This window comes from Marinobacter sp. F3R11 (assembly GCF_003318275.1).
GTDB lineage: Bacteria > Pseudomonadota > Gammaproteobacteria > Pseudomonadales > Oleiphilaceae > Marinobacter.
In genome coordinates this window covers 447,173-462,885 of the sequence record NZ_QOCH01000013.1, presented here as the reverse complement: position 1 = coordinate 462,885, position 15,713 = coordinate 447,173, and the positions used below count along the sequence as shown (strand labels likewise).

Sequence of the window (15,713 nt, the reverse complement as noted above, 5' to 3'; positions counted from 1 at the left end):
TTAGAAGGACTCCTCCGAACGCTTGGTCAGTACTTCATAGCCATCGGCAGTTACAAGGATCGTGTGTTCCCACTGAGCGGAAAGCTTGTGGTCTTTGGTGACGACAGTCCATTGGTCAGGCAGTAGCTTGGTGTGGTATTTGCCCTGGTTGATCATTGGCTCGATTGTGAAAATCATGCCTTCTTTCAGCTCAAGCCCGGTACCTGGCTTGCCGTAATGCATAACCTGCGGCTCCTCATGGAATACCTTGCCGATACCGTGGCCGCAATAATCCCTGACTACAGAATAATGATGTTTTTCTGCATGTTGCTGAATTACGTGGCCGATGTCGCCCAGGCGTGCGCCAGGTTTGACCAGCTCAATACCCTTATAAAGGCATTCCTGTGTGACTCTGATCAGACGCTCTGTGCCCGGTTTGGGCTTGCCGACAATCCACATCTTGCTGGTATCGCCGTGGTATTCGTTTTTTATAACGGTTACATCAATATTCACGATGTCCCCGTCTTTCAGAATTTTCTTCTCTGAAGGTATGCCGTGGCAAATTACGTGGTTAACCGAAATGCATACGGACTTTGGAAAACCTTTGTAGTTCAGAGGGGCCGGAATCGCATCCCGTTCGTTAACTATATAGTTATGGCAGATCTGGTTTAGTTCTTCAGTTGAGACGCCGGGCTTGACATGCTCGTCGATCATTTCTAGAACATCGGCCGCCAGGCGACCGGCTACGCGCATCTTTTCAATTTCTTCCGGAGTCTTGATCGATACTTGCATTAGGCTTCCCATTGATTTGTATCAAACGACCATTTTAAGGGGCACGGGGCCAGTGCACAAGGAATGCCGGGGTCAAAATTAATGGCATGGGGCCTGTGTTTTGTGGTATAAACGCGCCCGCTGGAAACGATTCCGGCAAATTCGCACACGTGTCAGCACGTTGTCCCAGGGTGCCTGCTCCTGTTCTGTATAAGGAGCCTGGTTGGGGCAATCGGACGCGTGGAGGACTAACCCGAAGCTAAACTAAGGTAATTATCATGGCTCAGGTAAATATGCGTGACCTGCTCAAGGCAGGTGCTCACTTTGGTCACCAGACTCGCTACTGGAACCCGAAAATGTCGAAGTTCATCTTCGGCGCCCGTAACAAGATTCATATCATCAACCTTGAACAGACTGTTCCTGCCATGAATGAAGCGCTCGACTTCGTTCAGAAACTGACAGAGAACAAGAACAAGATCCTGTTTGTCGGCACCAAGCGCGCCGCAGCCAAGGTCATCAAGGAAGAAGCAGAGCGTTCTGGCCAGCCTTTTGTTAACCACCGCTGGCTCGGTGGCATGCTGACCAACTATAAAACTATCCGCCAGTCCATTCGTCGTTACCGTGATCTGGAAGCTCAGAGCAAAGACGGCACTTTCGACAAGCTGACCAAGAAAGAAGCCCTTGAGCGTACCCGTGAAATGGACAAGCTTGAGCGTTCTATTGGCGGTATCAAGGATATGGGCGGTTTGCCTGACGCCTTGTTTGTTATCGACGTTGATCACGAGCGTATTGCTATCAAAGAAGCAAACAAGCTCGGTATTCCTGTTATCGGTGTAGTTGATACCAATAGCAACCCGGACGGCGTAGATTTTGTAATTCCGGGCAACGACGATGCCATTCGTGCGATCCAGATCTATGTGAAAGCTGTAGCTGATACCTGCCTTGAATCTGCACAGGCTGGTGGTGCAGGTGCTGATGAATTTGTAGAAGTCAGTGAAGAAGCTGCCGGAACCGCTCCAGCTGCTGAGTGATATCTCGCGTAGTGATTGAGAAATAGGAGTGCCCGGGCGAGTTCCCGGGTACGCCTCCCCACCGAATTTGAAAAAGTTAAGAGGATTGAACATGGCTGCAATTACCGCTGCAATGGTCAAAGAACTGCGTGAGCGCACTGGCCTTGGCATGATGGAGTGCAAAAAAGCGCTGGTTGAATCTGAAGGTAGCGTAGATGCTGCAATTGAAGAGCTGCGTAAGTCTTCTGGCCTTAAAGCCGCCAAAAAAGCTGGCCGCACAGCCGCTGAAGGTGTGTCTCTGGTCAAGATTTCTGATGACAACACCGCTGCTTACATTGTTGAAGTGAACTCAGAGACGGATTTTGTTGCCCGTGATGACAACTTCATCAATTTTGCCAATGACGTTCTGGATGTCGCCTTTGAGAAAGGTGAAACAGACGTTGCCAAGCTGATGGAAGGCGATCTTGAAGCCAAGCGTGAAGCGCTGGTTCAAAAAATCGGCGAGAACATCACTGTACGTCGCATTGTTGAAATCAAAGGCCCGGTTGTTGGTGGCTATGTTCACAGCACCAATAAAATCGCAGCAGTTGTTGCTCTGACCGGCGGTGACGTTGAGCTGGCACGGGATGTCGCTATGCACGCAGCCGCTGTTAACCCGCGTGTTGCGCGTCCGGAAGATATGCCTGCTGACGAACTCGAAAAAGAGAAAGAAGTCATCAAGGCGCAGCCGGATATGGCAGGCAAGCCCCCTGAGATTGTTGAGAAGATGATGGGCGGCAGGATCAAGAAGTTCCTGAAGGAACACAGTCTTGTTGAGCAGCCTTTCGTCAAAAACCCCGACCAGACCGTGGGTGAGCTGATCAAGTCCGCTGGTGGCGAACTTGTTGGCTTCATTCGCCTGGAAGTGGGTGAAGGCATTGAAAAGGAAGAAGTAGACTTTGCTGCTGAGGTTGCTGCTGCAGCCGGTACAGGCAAGGCCTGATTTTTCCTGGTGCTGTAACGACCAGTTACAGAACCACTTGAGTCTGCCACGTTAGCTGGATTTGTCCGGCTCTCGTGGCGGGCTTGTATCTGAGATCCCCCTTTTCCAAGGGGTATGTCAGATGCAAGCCTGCAATGCGTATCACTCCGGATAGCAGTTAACAGACGAAAAGGGGATCAGTATGTCGACAACACCGAAAAACCAGCCAAGATATAATCGTGTTTTGCTCAAGCTCAGTGGCGAGGCCCTGATGGGTGAGCACGATTTTGGTATTGATCCCAAAGTACTTGATCGCATGGCCCTCGAAATCGGTGCACTGATTGGCATCGGTATTCAGGTTGGTCTGGTTATTGGCGGTGGTAATCTGTTCCGGGGCGCGGCACTCAGCGCGGCCGGCATGGACAGGGTCACGGGTGATCATATGGGCATGTTGGCAACCGTAATGAACGGTCTGGCCATGCGTGATGCTCTGGAGCGCTCGAACATCCGTACCCGCGTTATGTCCGCCATCCCCATGAGTGGTATCGTCGAGCACTATGACCGTCGCCGTGCAGTCCGTGATCTCAAAGACGGTGACGTTGTTATATTTTGTGCCGGAACTGGCAACCCCTTCTTCACGACAGATTCTGCAGCCTGCTTGCGAGGTATTGAAATTGAAGCCGATGCAGTATTGAAAGCGACCAAGGTTGATGGCGTTTACTCTGCAGATCCATACCTGGATCCGACTGCAGAAAAATACGACAAACTGACCTATGATCAGGTGCTGGATAAAAAACTCGGTGTGATGGATCTGACAGCTATTTGCCTGGCGCGGGATCATGGTATGCCATTGCGTGTTTTTGATATGAATCGCGCGGGCGCCCTGACGCGCATCGTGACAGGTGAGAAAGAAGGTACACTGATCGAATAACGGGCTCTACAATGCCCTGACGAACGAATTGAGGATTATTGCGTGATTAACGATATAAAAGCTGAAGCCGAAGCAAAGATGAAAAAAAGCCTTGAGGCTCTGAACTCGGCGTTCAACAAGATTCGTACAGGCCGTGCCCACCCGTCTATTCTCGACGGCGTGATGGTTAACTACTACGGTGAGGAAACGCCGCTGAAGCAGGTCGCGAGCGTTAATGTGGAAGATAATCGTACATTGGCTGTGTCCCCCTGGGAGAAGAACCTGGTGACGGTTATCGAAAAAGCGATCATGACTGCCGACCTGGGTCTGAATCCTGCAACCAGTGGGGACGTGATCCGTATTCCGATGCCGATGCTGACGGAAGAGACCCGTAAGCTTATGGTTAAGCAGTCGAAAGCGGATGCAGAGAACGGTCGTGTCTCTATCCGGAATGCCCGCCGCGATGCAAACGGAATGATCAAGGAATTGCTTAAGGAAAAGGAAATCAGTGAAGACGACGAGCGCCGGGCTGAGGAAGAAATCCAGAAGTTGACCGACCGCTATATCGCCGAAGTTGAGAAGATGCTCAAAGCCAAAGAAGAGGATCTGATGGCGGTTTGACTGCCTTGACTCACTTTCAAGCGAAACGCGCGGCTGGCGGGAAATTTCTGCAGGCCGTACAGGGGATTTCATGACGGGAACAGTATCCGCAGAGATTCCGGTGTCGGCTGATAGCCGGCCCCGGCATGTAGCCATTATCATGGATGGTAATAACCGGTGGGCGAAAGCCCGTCGGCTGAAAGGGGTGGCAGGGCATAAAGCCGGTGTGGATGCGGTAAGATCTGTTGTTGAAACCTGCGCCCGGGAAGGGGTGGAAGTGCTCACGCTGTTCGCTTTTTCAAGCGAAAACTGGCGCCGCCCCAAGGACGAGGTTTCGGCTCTGATGAAACTGTTTGTTTTTGCTCTGGAGCGGGAAGTCAGAAAGCTGCACCGAAACCAGATAAGGCTGCGTATTATCGGGGACCGCTCCGCGTTCAACCCGACTCTGCAAGAGCTCATGGCCAAGGCTGAGCAGCTCACCAGCAATAACACCAGGATGACGCTCGTCATTGCCGCCAACTACGGTGGCCATTGGGATATCGCCCAGGCCACGAGACAGGTTGCTGAAAAGGTGAAGGAAGGGGTGCTTCAGCCATCAGATATTACCGATGGCCTTATTCAGCAGCATCTTAGTATTGGGGATCTCCCTATGCCGGATCTCATGATTCGTACGGCAGGCGAGCAGCGGATAAGCAACTTTATGCTTTGGCATCTGGCCTATACCGAGTTGTATTTCTCGCCAGTATTCTGGCCAGACTTCAAAGAAGATGAGATGCACAAGGCGTTACAGGCTTATGCTGGACGCCAGCGCCGTTTTGGTCAGACGGATGACCAGATTGCGGCCACGTCGTAACCACAATAACGAACCAAAGCGACTTCTATTTTGTTAAAAATCCGAATCATCACCGCGCTTGTTCTTGCTCCTATTGTCGTTGGTGGCATCTTTTTCTTACCGCCCCATGGCTTTGCGCTGTTTACAGCTGCAATCTTCACCCTGGGGGCCTGGGAGTGGGCCAATATGTCCGGGTTCGAGAAGCAACCGGCCAGGATTGGCTATGCTGCTGCGATTGCTGCCATTCTCTATGGTCTCGCTGATGTATCAGCCATTGCGGTACTCTGGCTTGCTCTGCTTTGGTGGGGAGTCTGCCTTGTGTTGGTTCGTAGCTATCCTGCAGGTTCGGCGCGGTGGGGCAGTGTGCCTGTTAGAGCGCTGATGGGCGTACTGGTTCTCGTACCGGCGTGGATTGGGCTGAAGCATCTTCGTGAGGGCGGTTTTCAGTTCGGTGAGACGAATAACAATCTTCTGGTTATTCTGTACGTGTTTTGTGTTGTCTGGGTGGCGGATATCGGCGCTTACTTTGCAGGCCGGGCTTTTGGTAAGGCCAAGCTTGCACCCAGGGTCAGCCCTGGCAAGTCCTGGGCTGGAGTCTGGGGCGGTCTGGCAGCGGTTGGTTTGTTTGCATTGATAGCCAGTTTCCTTGCTTCTGCGAGCTATGCTGAAACCCTCATGCTGGTCGCAGCAAGTCTGGCCACCGGAATGGTCTCGGTACTTGGTGATTTACTGGAGAGCATGCTCAAACGTTTCAGGGGTATCAAGGACAGCAGTCGGTTGTTGCCCGGGCACGGCGGGATTATGGATCGTATTGACAGTCTTACTGCAGCAATTCCGGTCTTTGCACTTATTATCACCCAGCTTGGTTGGCTGACGACAGTTGGGCGCTTTTGAGCATGGCCGGCCGCTCTATAACGATACTTGGTGCTACGGGGTCAATCGGGCTATCCACTCTGGATGTTATTCGCCGCCACCCCGGGCGATTTTCTGTGTATGCGTTGACGGCCGGGACCCGGGCTGAAGAACTTGCGGTGTTGTGCCGCGAGTTCCGGCCAAAAGTCGCAGTAATGGCTGATGGGCAGGCTGCCCAGAAGCTGGCAGAGCTGCTTTCTGATCTCCCTGATATTTCTGTCCGAAGCGGAGAGTCAGGCTTGTGTGAAGTAGCGGCAGCCCCTCAGGCCTGTACCATTATGGCAGCTATCGTCGGGGCGGCAGGGCTGGCTCCCACTCTGGCGGCAGTGCGTGCAGGCAAGCGTGTGCTACTTGCTAACAAAGAAGCACTGGTTATGTCCGGCAAGCTTTTCATGGACGCTGTATCTGCTTCGGGTGCTGAACTGTTGCCCATAGACTCCGAACACAATGCAATCTTCCAGTGTTTGCCGGCAGATAAAGTTCGCGACCCCGACGGGGCAGGGATCACCCGCATTCTATTGACGGCTTCCGGTGGGCCTTTTCGCGAGCACAGCGGGGAATCCCTGCGTTCGGTTACGCCTGCTGAGGCTTGTGCTCATCCGAACTGGTCCATGGGGCAGAAGATCTCTGTTGATTCGGCAACCCTGATGAATAAAGGGCTTGAGCTGATTGAAGCCTGCTGGTTGTTTAATATGACGCCAGACCGGATTGAGGTTCATGTGCATCCGGAAAGTATCATTCACTCCATGGTAGAGTACGCCGACGGTTCCGTACTGGCTCAGCTGGGCAGTCCGGATATGCGCACACCCATTGCGAATGGGCTGGCATGGCCTGAACGTATTGATGCCGGAGTTGCGCCGCTGGACCTGTTCTCGATAGGGCGGTTTCGTTTTGAGCGACCGGACCTGTTACGCTTCCCCTGCCTGCGGCTGGCAGCTGAGGCCTTCGAAGCAGGCGGAACAGCGCCTGCGGTATTGAACGCAGCAAACGAGATTGCTGTGGCTGAATTCCTGAAAGGGAATCTGGCTTTTACAGATATACCGATTGTTATTGAGAAAACGCTTGCGGCAACGCCTGTGGTCCCGGCAGACAGCTTTGATATTATCTTCGCGAAAAACTCCGAAGCGCGGCAACAGGCCCGGGAACAGATTGCCCTGTTAACTGTCTGATTCAATACAAAGGTTTCCGCCAGGCCGGCGCTAATACCAGGAAAGCTATGCAGATTATTCAAACCGTTCTTGCCCTTGTGCTTACCCTGGGCATACTCGTCACCCTGCATGAGTATGGCCATTTCTGGGTGGCACGCAGGTGTGGTGTAAAAGTACTTCGTTTTTCCGTGGGCTTTGGTAAGCCGCTATTTTCATGGTATGACCGCCATGGTACCGAGTTTGCTGTAGCTGCAATCCCGTTGGGTGGTTATGTCAAAATGCTCGATGAGCGTGAAGGCCCCGTTCCTGATGAGCTCAGAGACCAGGCTTTTACTTCCAAACCTCCTTCCCGGCGGATCGCCATTGCTGCGGCAGGCCCGATTGCAAATTTTATTTTTGCCGTATTTGCCTACTGGCTTCTGAGTGTTGTTGGTGTCACCCATGTTGCACCCATTGTTGGCGAAGTCGCCAGCAAAAGCATTGCCATGCAGATTGGCTTGCAGCCGGGGATGGAAATTAATGCGGTTGACGGCCACCAGGTGAATTCCTGGCGTGACGTGAACATGCGAATTCTTGAGAGAGCGGGTGAGCAGGGCCTGATAACTTTAGGTGTCTCCGATGGGGAGGCCCAGGGAACCCTGAGCGGTGAACTCGGAGGCTGGAATCTGAGTGATGAAACGCCTGATCCGCTGGCAGAGTTCGGTATTACGCCATGGCGGCCTGATGTGCCTGCGGTGCTGGGCCTGATCTCAGAAGGCGGGCGTGCGCAGGCTGCAGGGCTTCAGACGGGTGATCGTATTCTTGCTGTTAATGATGAGCCTGTAGGCGATTGGTTTGAGCTGGTGGACTTTATACGGAATGCACCTGAGCAGGCGTTGTATCTGACCGTTGAGCGCGCAGGTGCCCGGCAAGCCATAAAGATTACTCCGGCTGCGAAAAAACTGGATAATGGCGAGATAGTCGGGTTCGTGGGTGCGGGTGTTGAAGCTGTATCCTGGCCTGACGATGTTCTGAGAGAGGCTCGCTATGGTCCTTTAGCGGCAATTCCCATTGCGCTGAATGAAACCTGGGCAGATACCCGCCTCACCCTTGTTGCTGTCAAAAAGATGGTTACGGGGCTGCTGTCCCCCAGTAATCTCAGCGGTCCAATTACGATTGCTCGTATAGCTGAGGCCAGTGTCAGCTCCGGATTTGAAGATTTTGTTCGTTTTCTGGCTTACCTTAGTGTGAGCCTGGGGATTCTGAACCTGTTGCCGGTGCCAGTCCTGGATGGTGGTCATATTGTGTATTACACGATCGAGGCAATCCGGAAAAAACCGGTTTCGGATGCTGTCCAGGCGCTAGGATTACGAATTGGTATGGCAATGATCCTCACTTTAATGGTGTTTGCTCTTTACAACGACCTGATGCGGTTGTGAGAATTGCGATCTCCTTACGCGCATTAACCAGGCGAAATAATTGAATGAGACGTTCTCTTCTAGGTTTAGCCGTTGGCCTCGCGGTTGCCGCAACCGGTATGAAGCCAGCATTTGCAGATGAGTTTACGGTTGCAGATATCGAGGTGGAAGGCTTGCAGCGTGTTTCTGCAGGTACGGTATTTTCTGCTTTACCTGTCAATATCGGCGAAAAGATGGATGAGGCCGAGCTGGCAGAAACCATTAAATCCCTCTTCCGGACCGGGCTGTTCACAGATATAGAGGCCAGCCGTGACGGAGGTATTCTTGTTCTCACCGTGCGTGAGCGCCCTTCGATTACTTCAATCGAAATTGAAGGTAACAAGAATATCGAAACCGACATGCTCATGGATGCATTGGCGGGTGCCGGCCTTCAGGAAGGTCAGGTGTTTCGTCGGGCAACGCTAGAGCGGCTGGAGCTGGAGATTCTCCGATCCTATATTGGCCAGGGGCGATACAATGCTCGGGTTAAAGCCACCGCAGAGGTACTGCCCCGCAACCGGGTTGCCATTCGCCTGGATATTAACGAAGGTACGGTTGCTGCAATCCGACACATCAATCTGGTGGGTAACCGTGATTTCAGTGACGAGCAATTGCGTGATCTCTTCGAACTGAGAACCAGCAGTTGGTGGAACTCCCTTACAAACGCAGATAAATACGCCCGGGAGCGTCTGAGCGGTGATCTTGAAACCTTGCGCTCATTCTATCTGGACCGTGGATACCTGGATTTCAACGTGGAATCCAGTCAGGTTTCCATCTCGCCGGATAAGCGTCAGGTCTTCATTGCAATAGCATTGAACGAAGGACCACAGTACACGATTTCCGACATCCGGCTTCGTGGCGACCTCATTATTGATGAAGCAGAATTGCGGGAACTGATTCCTGTAGATGAAGGGGATGTCTTCTCTCGCGCCCGCATGACGGCAATCTCGGAAACGCTGGCATTCCGGTTGGGCAGAGAAGGTTATGCATTCGCCAACGTGAATGCGGTGCCCGAGCCGGGTGAAGATAACACGACGGCTGTTACCTTTTATGTTGAGCCTGGCAAGCGCGCCTACGTTCGCCGGATTAACTTCGACGGTAACGTTTCCACCCGTGATGATGTTCTGCGCCAGGAAATGACCCAGATGGAAGGCGGAATTGCGTCCTCGGACCGTATCGAGTTTTCCAAAACCCGCCTGGAACGGTTGGGCTTTTTCCAGACAGTCAATGTAGAAACTGTCCCGGTACCCGGTTCCGACGACCTGGTTGATGTGAACTACTCTGTCGAAGAGCAGCCAACAGGCAGTCTTTCAGCGTCTGTAGGTTTCTCCCAGGATTCCGGTGTAATTCTTGGTGCCAACGTATCTGAAAATAACTTTTTTGGTACTGGCAAGCGGGTTTCCTTTGGCGTGAATACCAGCGACTCGGTCAAGAGCGCCAACATCTCATACTCTGATCCATACTACACAGTAGATGGTGTCAGTCGTGGGTTCAGCGTTTTTGCCCGTGAAACCGACTATGAAGAAGAAGATATTTCTTCGTATCTTCTGGATGAATACGGTGGGCGTCTTACATTCGGCTATCCGACCGACAACATTACGCGACTGAACTTCGGGGTCGGGTACACCCTGTCGAAGATTAAAGGCGGGATATACACCTCCCAGGAAGTCACCGACTTTATAGCTGACGAAGGGGACGCCTTTAACAACTACTTTCTGTTTGGTAGCTGGCGTCGCAGTACTTTAAACAGAGGCGTGTTGCCAACAAGAGGTTACAGCCACTCGTTATCACTGGATGTCGCTGTGCCGGGTAGTGATCTCACATTCTACAAGGCCAGTCATAAAACCGATTTCTACTTCCCGATCACTGATGACGATCGTTGGGTGTTCCGGACAAGAACAGACATAGGCTACGGCGACGGCTATGGCGATCGCTCGATCATGCCATTCTATGAGCATTTCTACGCCGGTGGTTATGGTTCGGTACGCGGTTATCAGGCTAACTCACTCGGCCTGCGTGCTACCAATGCTGCCGCTGATACTTCAGACCCGGATCCTTTCGGTGGTAATCTCCTGACCGAAGGTTCTCTGGAGCTGATTTTCCCGACTCCGTTTGCTGGTGATACCCGGTCTATGCGTACGGCATTCTTTATAGATGGGGGCCAGGTTTTTGATACGGACCGGGGATTTGATCCGGAATTCGGAGAGCTGCGCTTTTCGGCCGGTATCGGATTCCAGTGGATTACCGCAGTAGGGCCTCTGGCATTCAGCCTTGCCAAACCGCTGAATGAGAAATCTGGCGACGATACTCAGATATTCCAGTTTTCACTTGGCCAGACATTCTGAATCAGAAATATTTGACACAATAACGAGTGCAACTCAGGAGAGCCATTATGTTCAGAACAGTATTGATATTCGCTGCAGCGATGGCGCTGGCAGTACCCGCCATGGCGGAAAGCAGGATCGGCGTTGTCGATCTGCGTCAGGCCTTGTTTTCATCTGACGATGCCAAGGCATTCAGTGAAACCATGCAGAAAGATTTCGCTGGCGATGAAGCAAAAATCCGTGAGGCCCAGGCGGCTGCACGTAAGCTTCAGGAACGTCTGGAAAAAGACGGCGCCATGATGAACGAGAGCGAACGCAACAAGCTTACTGGCGAATTCCGGGCCCAGGTCAACGAGTTCAACGCGCTCAAACAGCGCCTCGATGCGACTGTCAATCAGCGTAAACAGGCATTTCTGGAAGAAGCCCGGCCAGAAGTGGACGCTGCAGTCAAAGAGTTGCTTGAAGAGAATGACCTTGACCTGATTTTGCCAAGCGAAGCTGTTGTATATGTTAAGCCAGAGATGAATCTGACCTCACAGCTTCTTGATAAGCTCAACCGTTAATCCTTGCCGCAGGGCCAACCGGGCCTGCGGTTGTGTATTGGAGCGCGTGATGACAGATAAGTCTTACCGGCTTGGGGAAATCGCACAGGCGTTGGGGGCAGAGCTTCGCGGAGATCCTGAAGTCCGGATCTCTGGCCTTGCGACTCTCCAGGCAGCGGGCCCGGACCAGCTTAGCTTTCTTGCAAACCCCTCCTATGCAAAGTATGTAGCAGATACCCGTGCTGGCGCTGTTATTCTGTCTCCTGCGGCGGCTGTCGATAGTCCGACCAATGTCCTGTTACTTGAGAATCCATATCTGGGCTACGCTCGTCTCAGCCACTGGTTTGATCCGGCTCCAGTCGCGTCGCCCGGAATTCATCCTGCTGCAGTGGTTGATGCCAGTGCAACAATAGCAGCCACCGCGAGCATCGGCCCTAATGCTGTTATCGAAGCAGATGCGGTTATCGGGGATCAGGTTGTAATCGGAGCCGGTAGTGTGATCGGAGCCCGGGCCAGCATCGGTGCCGGCTCTGTTATTCGCCCGAGAGTGACCCTGGCCCATGATGTCGTCATAGGGCAGCGGTGTCACATCCTTAGCGGAGCTGTGATCGGCTCTGATGGGTTTGGCTTCGCAAATGAAAAAGGGCAGTGGCACAGAATTGCCCAGCTTGGTCGCGTCATTCTTGGCGATGATGTTGAGGTAGGTGCCAATACAACGATTGATCGTGGTGCTCTGGATGACACAGTCATCGGCAATGGGGTTAAACTCGATAACCTTATACAGATCGCTCACAACGTCCGCATTGGAGATCACAGTGCGATGGCCGCTATGGTCGGTATTGCCGGTAGTACGAAGATTGGCAATCACTGTGTATTCGGGGGAGCCTCCGGAGTGGCTGGGCATCTGGAAATTGCTGACCAGGTGCATCTGACAGGTATGACACTGGTAACCGGGGACATTCGGGAGCCGGGCGTCTATTCTTCTGGTACCAGCGCAGATAAGAACAGGCAATGGCGTAAGAATGCCGTACGCTTCCGGCAGTTGGATACTCTGGCCCGTCGCGTTAATGAGCTTGAAAAGAAATCAAAGGGCTGAGGCCACCAACATGATGATGTACATCGATGAAATACTGGAATATCTGCCACATCGCTACCCGTTTTTGCTGGTGGATCGGGTAACCGAGGTAGAAAAGTCCAAGTCGATCAAAGGCTATAAGAATATCTCTTTTAATGAGCCATTCTTCACAGGCCATTTTCCGGAAAACCCGATCATGCCTGGCGTGCTGATTATTGAGGCCATGGCACAGCTTTCTGGCATTCTTGGATTTGTGACAGTAGGGCGGAAGCCTGCGGACGGAGTGGTCCAGTATCTGGCTGGTTCCAGCAAAGCGAGATTCAAACGCCCTGTTATACCGGGAGATCGTCTGTGTATGGAGTCGGAGTTGATCTCGGGAAAACGTGGTGTTTATAAATTTGATTGTCGCGCACTGGTCGATGGTGAGGTCGTATGCGTGGCAGAGATATTGACCGCTGAGAGAGAAGTTTAATGGCGACAAATGACTGGTCGGGTGTTCATCCTCAGGCGATTGTAGACCCGTCAGCCAAACTTGGGGAAAACGTGACGGTTGGCCCGTGGAGTTATATTGGCCCGGACGTTGAGGTTGGCGAAGGTACAGAAATCCTTTCTCATGTTGTTGTGAAAGGCCCTACAGTGATTGGCCGAAATAATCGGATTTTCCAGTTCTGTAGTGTGGGTGAAGAGTGTCAGGATAAAAAGTATGCCGGAGAGCCAACCACGTTGGTTATCGGTGATAACAATGTTATCCGCGAAAATTGCACTATCCACCGGGGCACAGTGCAGGACAAGGGCGAAACCCGCATTGGCAGCGATAATCTGTTAATGGCATACGTGCACGTGGCTCACGACTGCAATATCGGTGACAACACCATCCTTGCAAACTGTGCAACCCTGGCTGGGCACGTGACAGTGGGTGATTACGCCATTCTGGGCGGCGGAACCATGGTTCACCAGTTCTGCCATATCGGGCCTCACAGCATGGCCGCCGGTGGCAGCATCGTGCTCAAGGATATTCCTGCTTATGTGATGGCAGCCGGCCAGTCGGCGGAGCCCCACGGCATGAACGTTGAAGGTCTGAAGCGACGTGGTTTCAGTAAAGAGGTACTGATGACCTTGCGGCGAGCTTATAAGGTCATTTACCGGCAGGGTCTGACCACTGAGCAGGCTGTTGAACTGCTGGAAGAGACTTACGCCAATACGCCAGAAGTACGCGTGTTGATCGACTCCCTGCGTGGAGCTCATCGCGGAATTATCCGCTGAGCTCGCAGGAGCCACGTTTAATGGATGATTCCGTTGCCGCAGTTGTCAGCGATCGCAAAATAACCTTCGGAATAATTGCAGGAGAGGCGTCGGGAGATATCCTTGGTGCCGGCCTGATTCGCTCGCTTCGTCACCGGTATCCTAACGCCAGGTTCGTCGGCATCGGTGGCGATGAAATGATTGCCGAAGATTTCCACTCCCTGGTCCCTATGGAGCGACTGTCCGTTATGGGGCTGGTAGAAGTGCTTGGCCGTATTCGGGAGCTTTTCCGGATCAGATCCCGGTTACTGCACTATTTTTTTACCACTCCGCCCGATGTAGTTATTGGTATCGACTCTCCGGATTTTACCCTTGCCATAGAACGGCGCTGCCATGAGGCAGGTATTCCCTCTGTTCACTATGTGAGCCCGTCAGTCTGGGCCTGGCGCCAGAAGCGGATCTTCAAAATCGCAAAATCGGTTGACCTGATGCTCACCTTGCTGCCGTTTGAAGCAAGGTTTTATGAAGAGCACCAGGTACCCGTAGCCTTTGTGGGTCACCCTCTTGCTGATCGGATTCCTGTTATACCGGAGACAGGTAAAGCCCGCCAGGACCTGGGGCTTGATGAGAATGTACCTTTGCTGGCCCTGTTACCCGGAAGCAGGGCCGGGGAGGTTGAGCGCCTTGGCACCCTGTTTCTGGAAGCTGCGCGCTGGATACAGGCAAAGCGCCCCGATGTACAACTGGTTATACCCTGCGTGAACCGTGAACGGGAAAAGCAGGTTCGCGATCTTATTGAAGCGCTTGCAGTGAAATTGCAGGTCACCATCGTGAGAGGGCGTTCCCGCGAGGTGATGGCTGCCTCAGATGTTGTATTGCTGGCTTCCGGAACCGCGACCCTTGAAGCGATGTTGCTGAAGAAACCAATGGTAGTGGGATATCGGTTGAGCAACCTCAGCTACGCATTGGTTTCCCGCCTGGTGAAAGTACCACACGTTTCACTGCCAAATCTGTTGGCAAGGCAGCCCCTGGTTCCTGAACTCCTGCAGGATAATGCGACCCCCGAGTCACTTGGCGCAGCTGTGCTGGAGCGAATGGAAAACCAGCAGGAGCGAGAGCGACTGGTTGAGGCATTTTCAGAGCTTCACCTCACCTTGAAACAGAACGCCGACGAGAAAGCTGCCGAAGCAATCTCCCGGCTCGTTGAAGAGAGAGTTTGCTGAATGGCCCGCGCTCCAGTGCTACCCCCGTTTGAATGTGCCTATCAGGGGCGCCTCCTGGCTGGAGTGGACGAAGTAGGGCGTGGACCACTCATTGGCGCGGTTGTTACGGCTGCTGTGATCCTGGATCCGGATCGGCCCATTCCCGGATTGGCGGATTCAAAAAAGCTCACAGAGAAAAAACGTAACGCGCTTTACGACCAGATTATAGAACACGCAACCGTGTGGTCTTTGGGCCGTTGTGAAGCTCATGAAATTGACCAGATCAACATCTACCAGGCCACAATGATTGCCATGGAGCGCGCCGTTGCCGGGTTAGGGGTGGCACCTGAATACGTGCTTGTGGATGGCAACAAATGCCCGAAATGGCATTGGCCTTCCGAACCTGTGGTTAAAGGCGATAGCCGGGTAGCAGCTATCAGTGCGGCATCTATACTTGCGAAAGTAACCCGGGATCGTGAGATGGAAGAGATGGAGCTGAAATACCCGGGTTTCGGCCTGGCTAAGCACAAGGGTTATCCCACACCCGTGCACCTCGAAGCATTGTTCCGGTTGGGCGCGACTCCGGAACACCGGAAATCCTTCCGGCCGGTACAAGAGGCGATAGAGCAGGTGGGATTTTTCAAATCCCCGGGTCCATTAATTGAAGAACCCCTACACTACGCAACTGATCTGTTTGAAAACAACGATTGACAAAATCAGCAGCAGTCCTTAATATACGCGCACGTTGATCGGGGCAACCCGGCAACAA

Annotated in this window: 16 protein-coding genes; 15 read left to right on the top strand and 1 reads right to left on the bottom strand. The window is 52.8% G+C overall.

Features of this window, described 5'->3' with window-relative positions; all coding sequences use genetic code 11:
* Nucleotides 1-771 carry a type I methionyl aminopeptidase gene (map, locus tag DS878_RS07140; RefSeq protein ID WP_113815266.1) on the bottom strand — a complete coding sequence of 257 codons (771 nt, stop codon included), beginning with the start codon at nucleotides 769-771 and terminating at the stop codon, nucleotides 1-3.
* A 257-nt stretch (nucleotides 772-1,028) separates the two neighbouring features.
* Here map and rpsB point away from each other — a divergent pair, with 257 nt between their 5' ends.
* From rpsB to rnhB, 15 genes are all read left to right on the top strand, one after another.
* Nucleotides 1,029-1,781 carry a 30S ribosomal protein S2 gene (rpsB, locus tag DS878_RS07135; protein WP_113815265.1) on the top strand — a complete coding sequence of 251 codons (753 nt, stop codon included), beginning with the start codon at nucleotides 1,029-1,031 and terminating at the stop codon, nucleotides 1,779-1,781.
* 91 nt (nucleotides 1,782-1,872) lie between these two features.
* Nucleotides 1,873-2,742: a translation elongation factor Ts gene (gene tsf / locus DS878_RS07130; protein WP_113815264.1), complete on the top strand. Its 870-nt coding sequence runs from the start codon at nucleotides 1,873-1,875 to the stop codon at nucleotides 2,740-2,742.
* A gap of 181 nt (nucleotides 2,743-2,923) precedes the next feature.
* Complete coding sequence (gene pyrH, locus DS878_RS07125; protein WP_113815263.1) at nucleotides 2,924-3,652, top strand: UMP kinase; 729 nt, start codon at nucleotides 2,924-2,926, stop codon at nucleotides 3,650-3,652.
* A gap of 42 nt (nucleotides 3,653-3,694) precedes the next feature.
* Nucleotides 3,695-4,252 carry a ribosome recycling factor gene (gene frr, locus DS878_RS07120; RefSeq protein WP_113815262.1) on the top strand — a complete coding sequence of 186 codons (558 nt, stop codon included), beginning with the start codon at nucleotides 3,695-3,697 and terminating at the stop codon, nucleotides 4,250-4,252.
* Between the two features lie 70 nt (nucleotides 4,253-4,322).
* The gene (gene uppS, locus DS878_RS07115; RefSeq protein WP_113815261.1) at nucleotides 4,323-5,084 is read left to right on the top strand and encodes a polyprenyl diphosphate synthase; all 762 of its coding nucleotides are present in this window, start codon (nucleotides 4,323-4,325) and stop codon (nucleotides 5,082-5,084) included.
* A gap of 30 nt (nucleotides 5,085-5,114) precedes the next feature.
* Nucleotides 5,115-5,957, top strand: a complete 843-nt coding sequence (locus DS878_RS07110; protein ID WP_113815260.1) for a phosphatidate cytidylyltransferase — start codon at nucleotides 5,115-5,117, stop codon at nucleotides 5,955-5,957.
* A 2-nt stretch (nucleotides 5,958-5,959) separates the two neighbouring features.
* Nucleotides 5,960-7,144 carry a 1-deoxy-D-xylulose-5-phosphate reductoisomerase gene (gene ispC, locus DS878_RS07105; RefSeq protein WP_113815259.1) on the top strand — a complete coding sequence of 395 codons (1,185 nt, stop codon included), beginning with the start codon at nucleotides 5,960-5,962 and terminating at the stop codon, nucleotides 7,142-7,144.
* Nucleotides 7,145-7,191: 47 nt separating this feature from the next.
* Nucleotides 7,192-8,541: an RIP metalloprotease RseP gene (rseP, locus tag DS878_RS07100; protein ID WP_113815258.1), complete on the top strand. Its 1,350-nt coding sequence runs from the start codon at nucleotides 7,192-7,194 to the stop codon at nucleotides 8,539-8,541.
* Nucleotides 8,542-8,585: 44 nt separating this feature from the next.
* Entirely contained in the window at nucleotides 8,586-10,904 is a 2,319-nt protein-coding gene (gene bamA, locus DS878_RS07095) for an outer membrane protein assembly factor BamA (protein WP_113815257.1), read from the top strand.
* Nucleotides 10,905-10,951: 47 nt separating this feature from the next.
* On the top strand, nucleotides 10,952-11,446 hold the full coding sequence (locus DS878_RS07090) for an OmpH family outer membrane protein (protein ID WP_113815256.1): 495 nt from the start codon (nucleotides 10,952-10,954) through the stop codon (nucleotides 11,444-11,446).
* A gap of 49 nt (nucleotides 11,447-11,495) precedes the next feature.
* Nucleotides 11,496-12,521 (top strand): UDP-3-O-(3-hydroxymyristoyl)glucosamine N-acyltransferase, encoded by a 1,026-nt coding sequence (lpxD, locus tag DS878_RS07085; protein WP_113815255.1) that lies wholly within the window; start codon nucleotides 11,496-11,498, stop codon nucleotides 12,519-12,521.
* A gap of 13 nt (nucleotides 12,522-12,534) precedes the next feature.
* Nucleotides 12,535-12,972, top strand: a complete 438-nt coding sequence (fabZ, locus tag DS878_RS07080; protein WP_113815456.1) for a 3-hydroxyacyl-ACP dehydratase FabZ — start codon at nucleotides 12,535-12,537, stop codon at nucleotides 12,970-12,972.
* Nucleotides 12,972-13,763 (top strand): acyl-ACP--UDP-N-acetylglucosamine O-acyltransferase, encoded by a 792-nt coding sequence (lpxA, locus tag DS878_RS07075; protein WP_113815254.1) that lies wholly within the window; start codon nucleotides 12,972-12,974, stop codon nucleotides 13,761-13,763. Before fabZ ends, lpxA begins: the two co-directional genes overlap by 1 nt.
* 20 nt (nucleotides 13,764-13,783) lie before the next feature.
* Entirely contained in the window at nucleotides 13,784-14,965 is a 1,182-nt protein-coding gene (gene lpxB / locus DS878_RS07070) for a lipid-A-disaccharide synthase (protein WP_113815253.1), read from the top strand.
* On the top strand, nucleotides 14,966-15,655 hold the full coding sequence (gene rnhB, locus DS878_RS07065) for a ribonuclease HII (RefSeq protein WP_113815252.1): 690 nt from the start codon (nucleotides 14,966-14,968) through the stop codon (nucleotides 15,653-15,655).
* The last annotated feature ends 58 nt before the right edge of the window (nucleotides 15,656-15,713 follow it).

Bases quoted from the DNA above. Each gene is read 5' to 3' on its own strand.
- rnhB (WP_113815252.1), top strand. From the start codon at position 14,966: ATGGCCCGCGCTCCAGTGCTACCCCCGTTTGAATGTGCCTATCAGGGG.
- rseP (WP_113815258.1), top strand. From the start codon at position 7,192: ATGCAGATTATTCAAACCGTTCTTGCCCTTGTGCTTACCCTGGGCATA.
- fabZ (WP_113815456.1), top strand. From the start codon at position 12,535: ATGATGTACATCGATGAAATACTGGAATATCTGCCACATCGCTACCCG.
- pyrH (WP_113815263.1), top strand. From the start codon at position 2,924: ATGTCGACAACACCGAAAAACCAGCCAAGATATAATCGTGTTTTGCTC.
- uppS (WP_113815261.1), top strand. From the start codon at position 4,323: ATGACGGGAACAGTATCCGCAGAGATTCCGGTGTCGGCTGATAGCCGG.
- tsf (WP_113815264.1), top strand. From the start codon at position 1,873: ATGGCTGCAATTACCGCTGCAATGGTCAAAGAACTGCGTGAGCGCACT.
- DS878_RS07090 (WP_113815256.1), top strand. From the start codon at position 10,952: ATGTTCAGAACAGTATTGATATTCGCTGCAGCGATGGCGCTGGCAGTA.
- lpxB (WP_113815253.1), top strand. From the start codon at position 13,784: ATGGATGATTCCGTTGCCGCAGTTGTCAGCGATCGCAAAATAACCTTC.
- lpxA (WP_113815254.1), top strand. From the start codon at position 12,972: ATGGCGACAAATGACTGGTCGGGTGTTCATCCTCAGGCGATTGTAGAC.
- rpsB (WP_113815265.1), top strand. From the start codon at position 1,029: ATGGCTCAGGTAAATATGCGTGACCTGCTCAAGGCAGGTGCTCACTTT.
- ispC (WP_113815259.1), top strand. From the start codon at position 5,960: ATGGCCGGCCGCTCTATAACGATACTTGGTGCTACGGGGTCAATCGGG.
- map (WP_113815266.1), bottom strand. From the start codon at position 771: ATGCAAGTATCGATCAAGACTCCGGAAGAAATTGAAAAGATGCGCGTA.
- bamA (WP_113815257.1), top strand. From the start codon at position 8,586: ATGAGACGTTCTCTTCTAGGTTTAGCCGTTGGCCTCGCGGTTGCCGCA.
- lpxD (WP_113815255.1), top strand. From the start codon at position 11,496: ATGACAGATAAGTCTTACCGGCTTGGGGAAATCGCACAGGCGTTGGGG.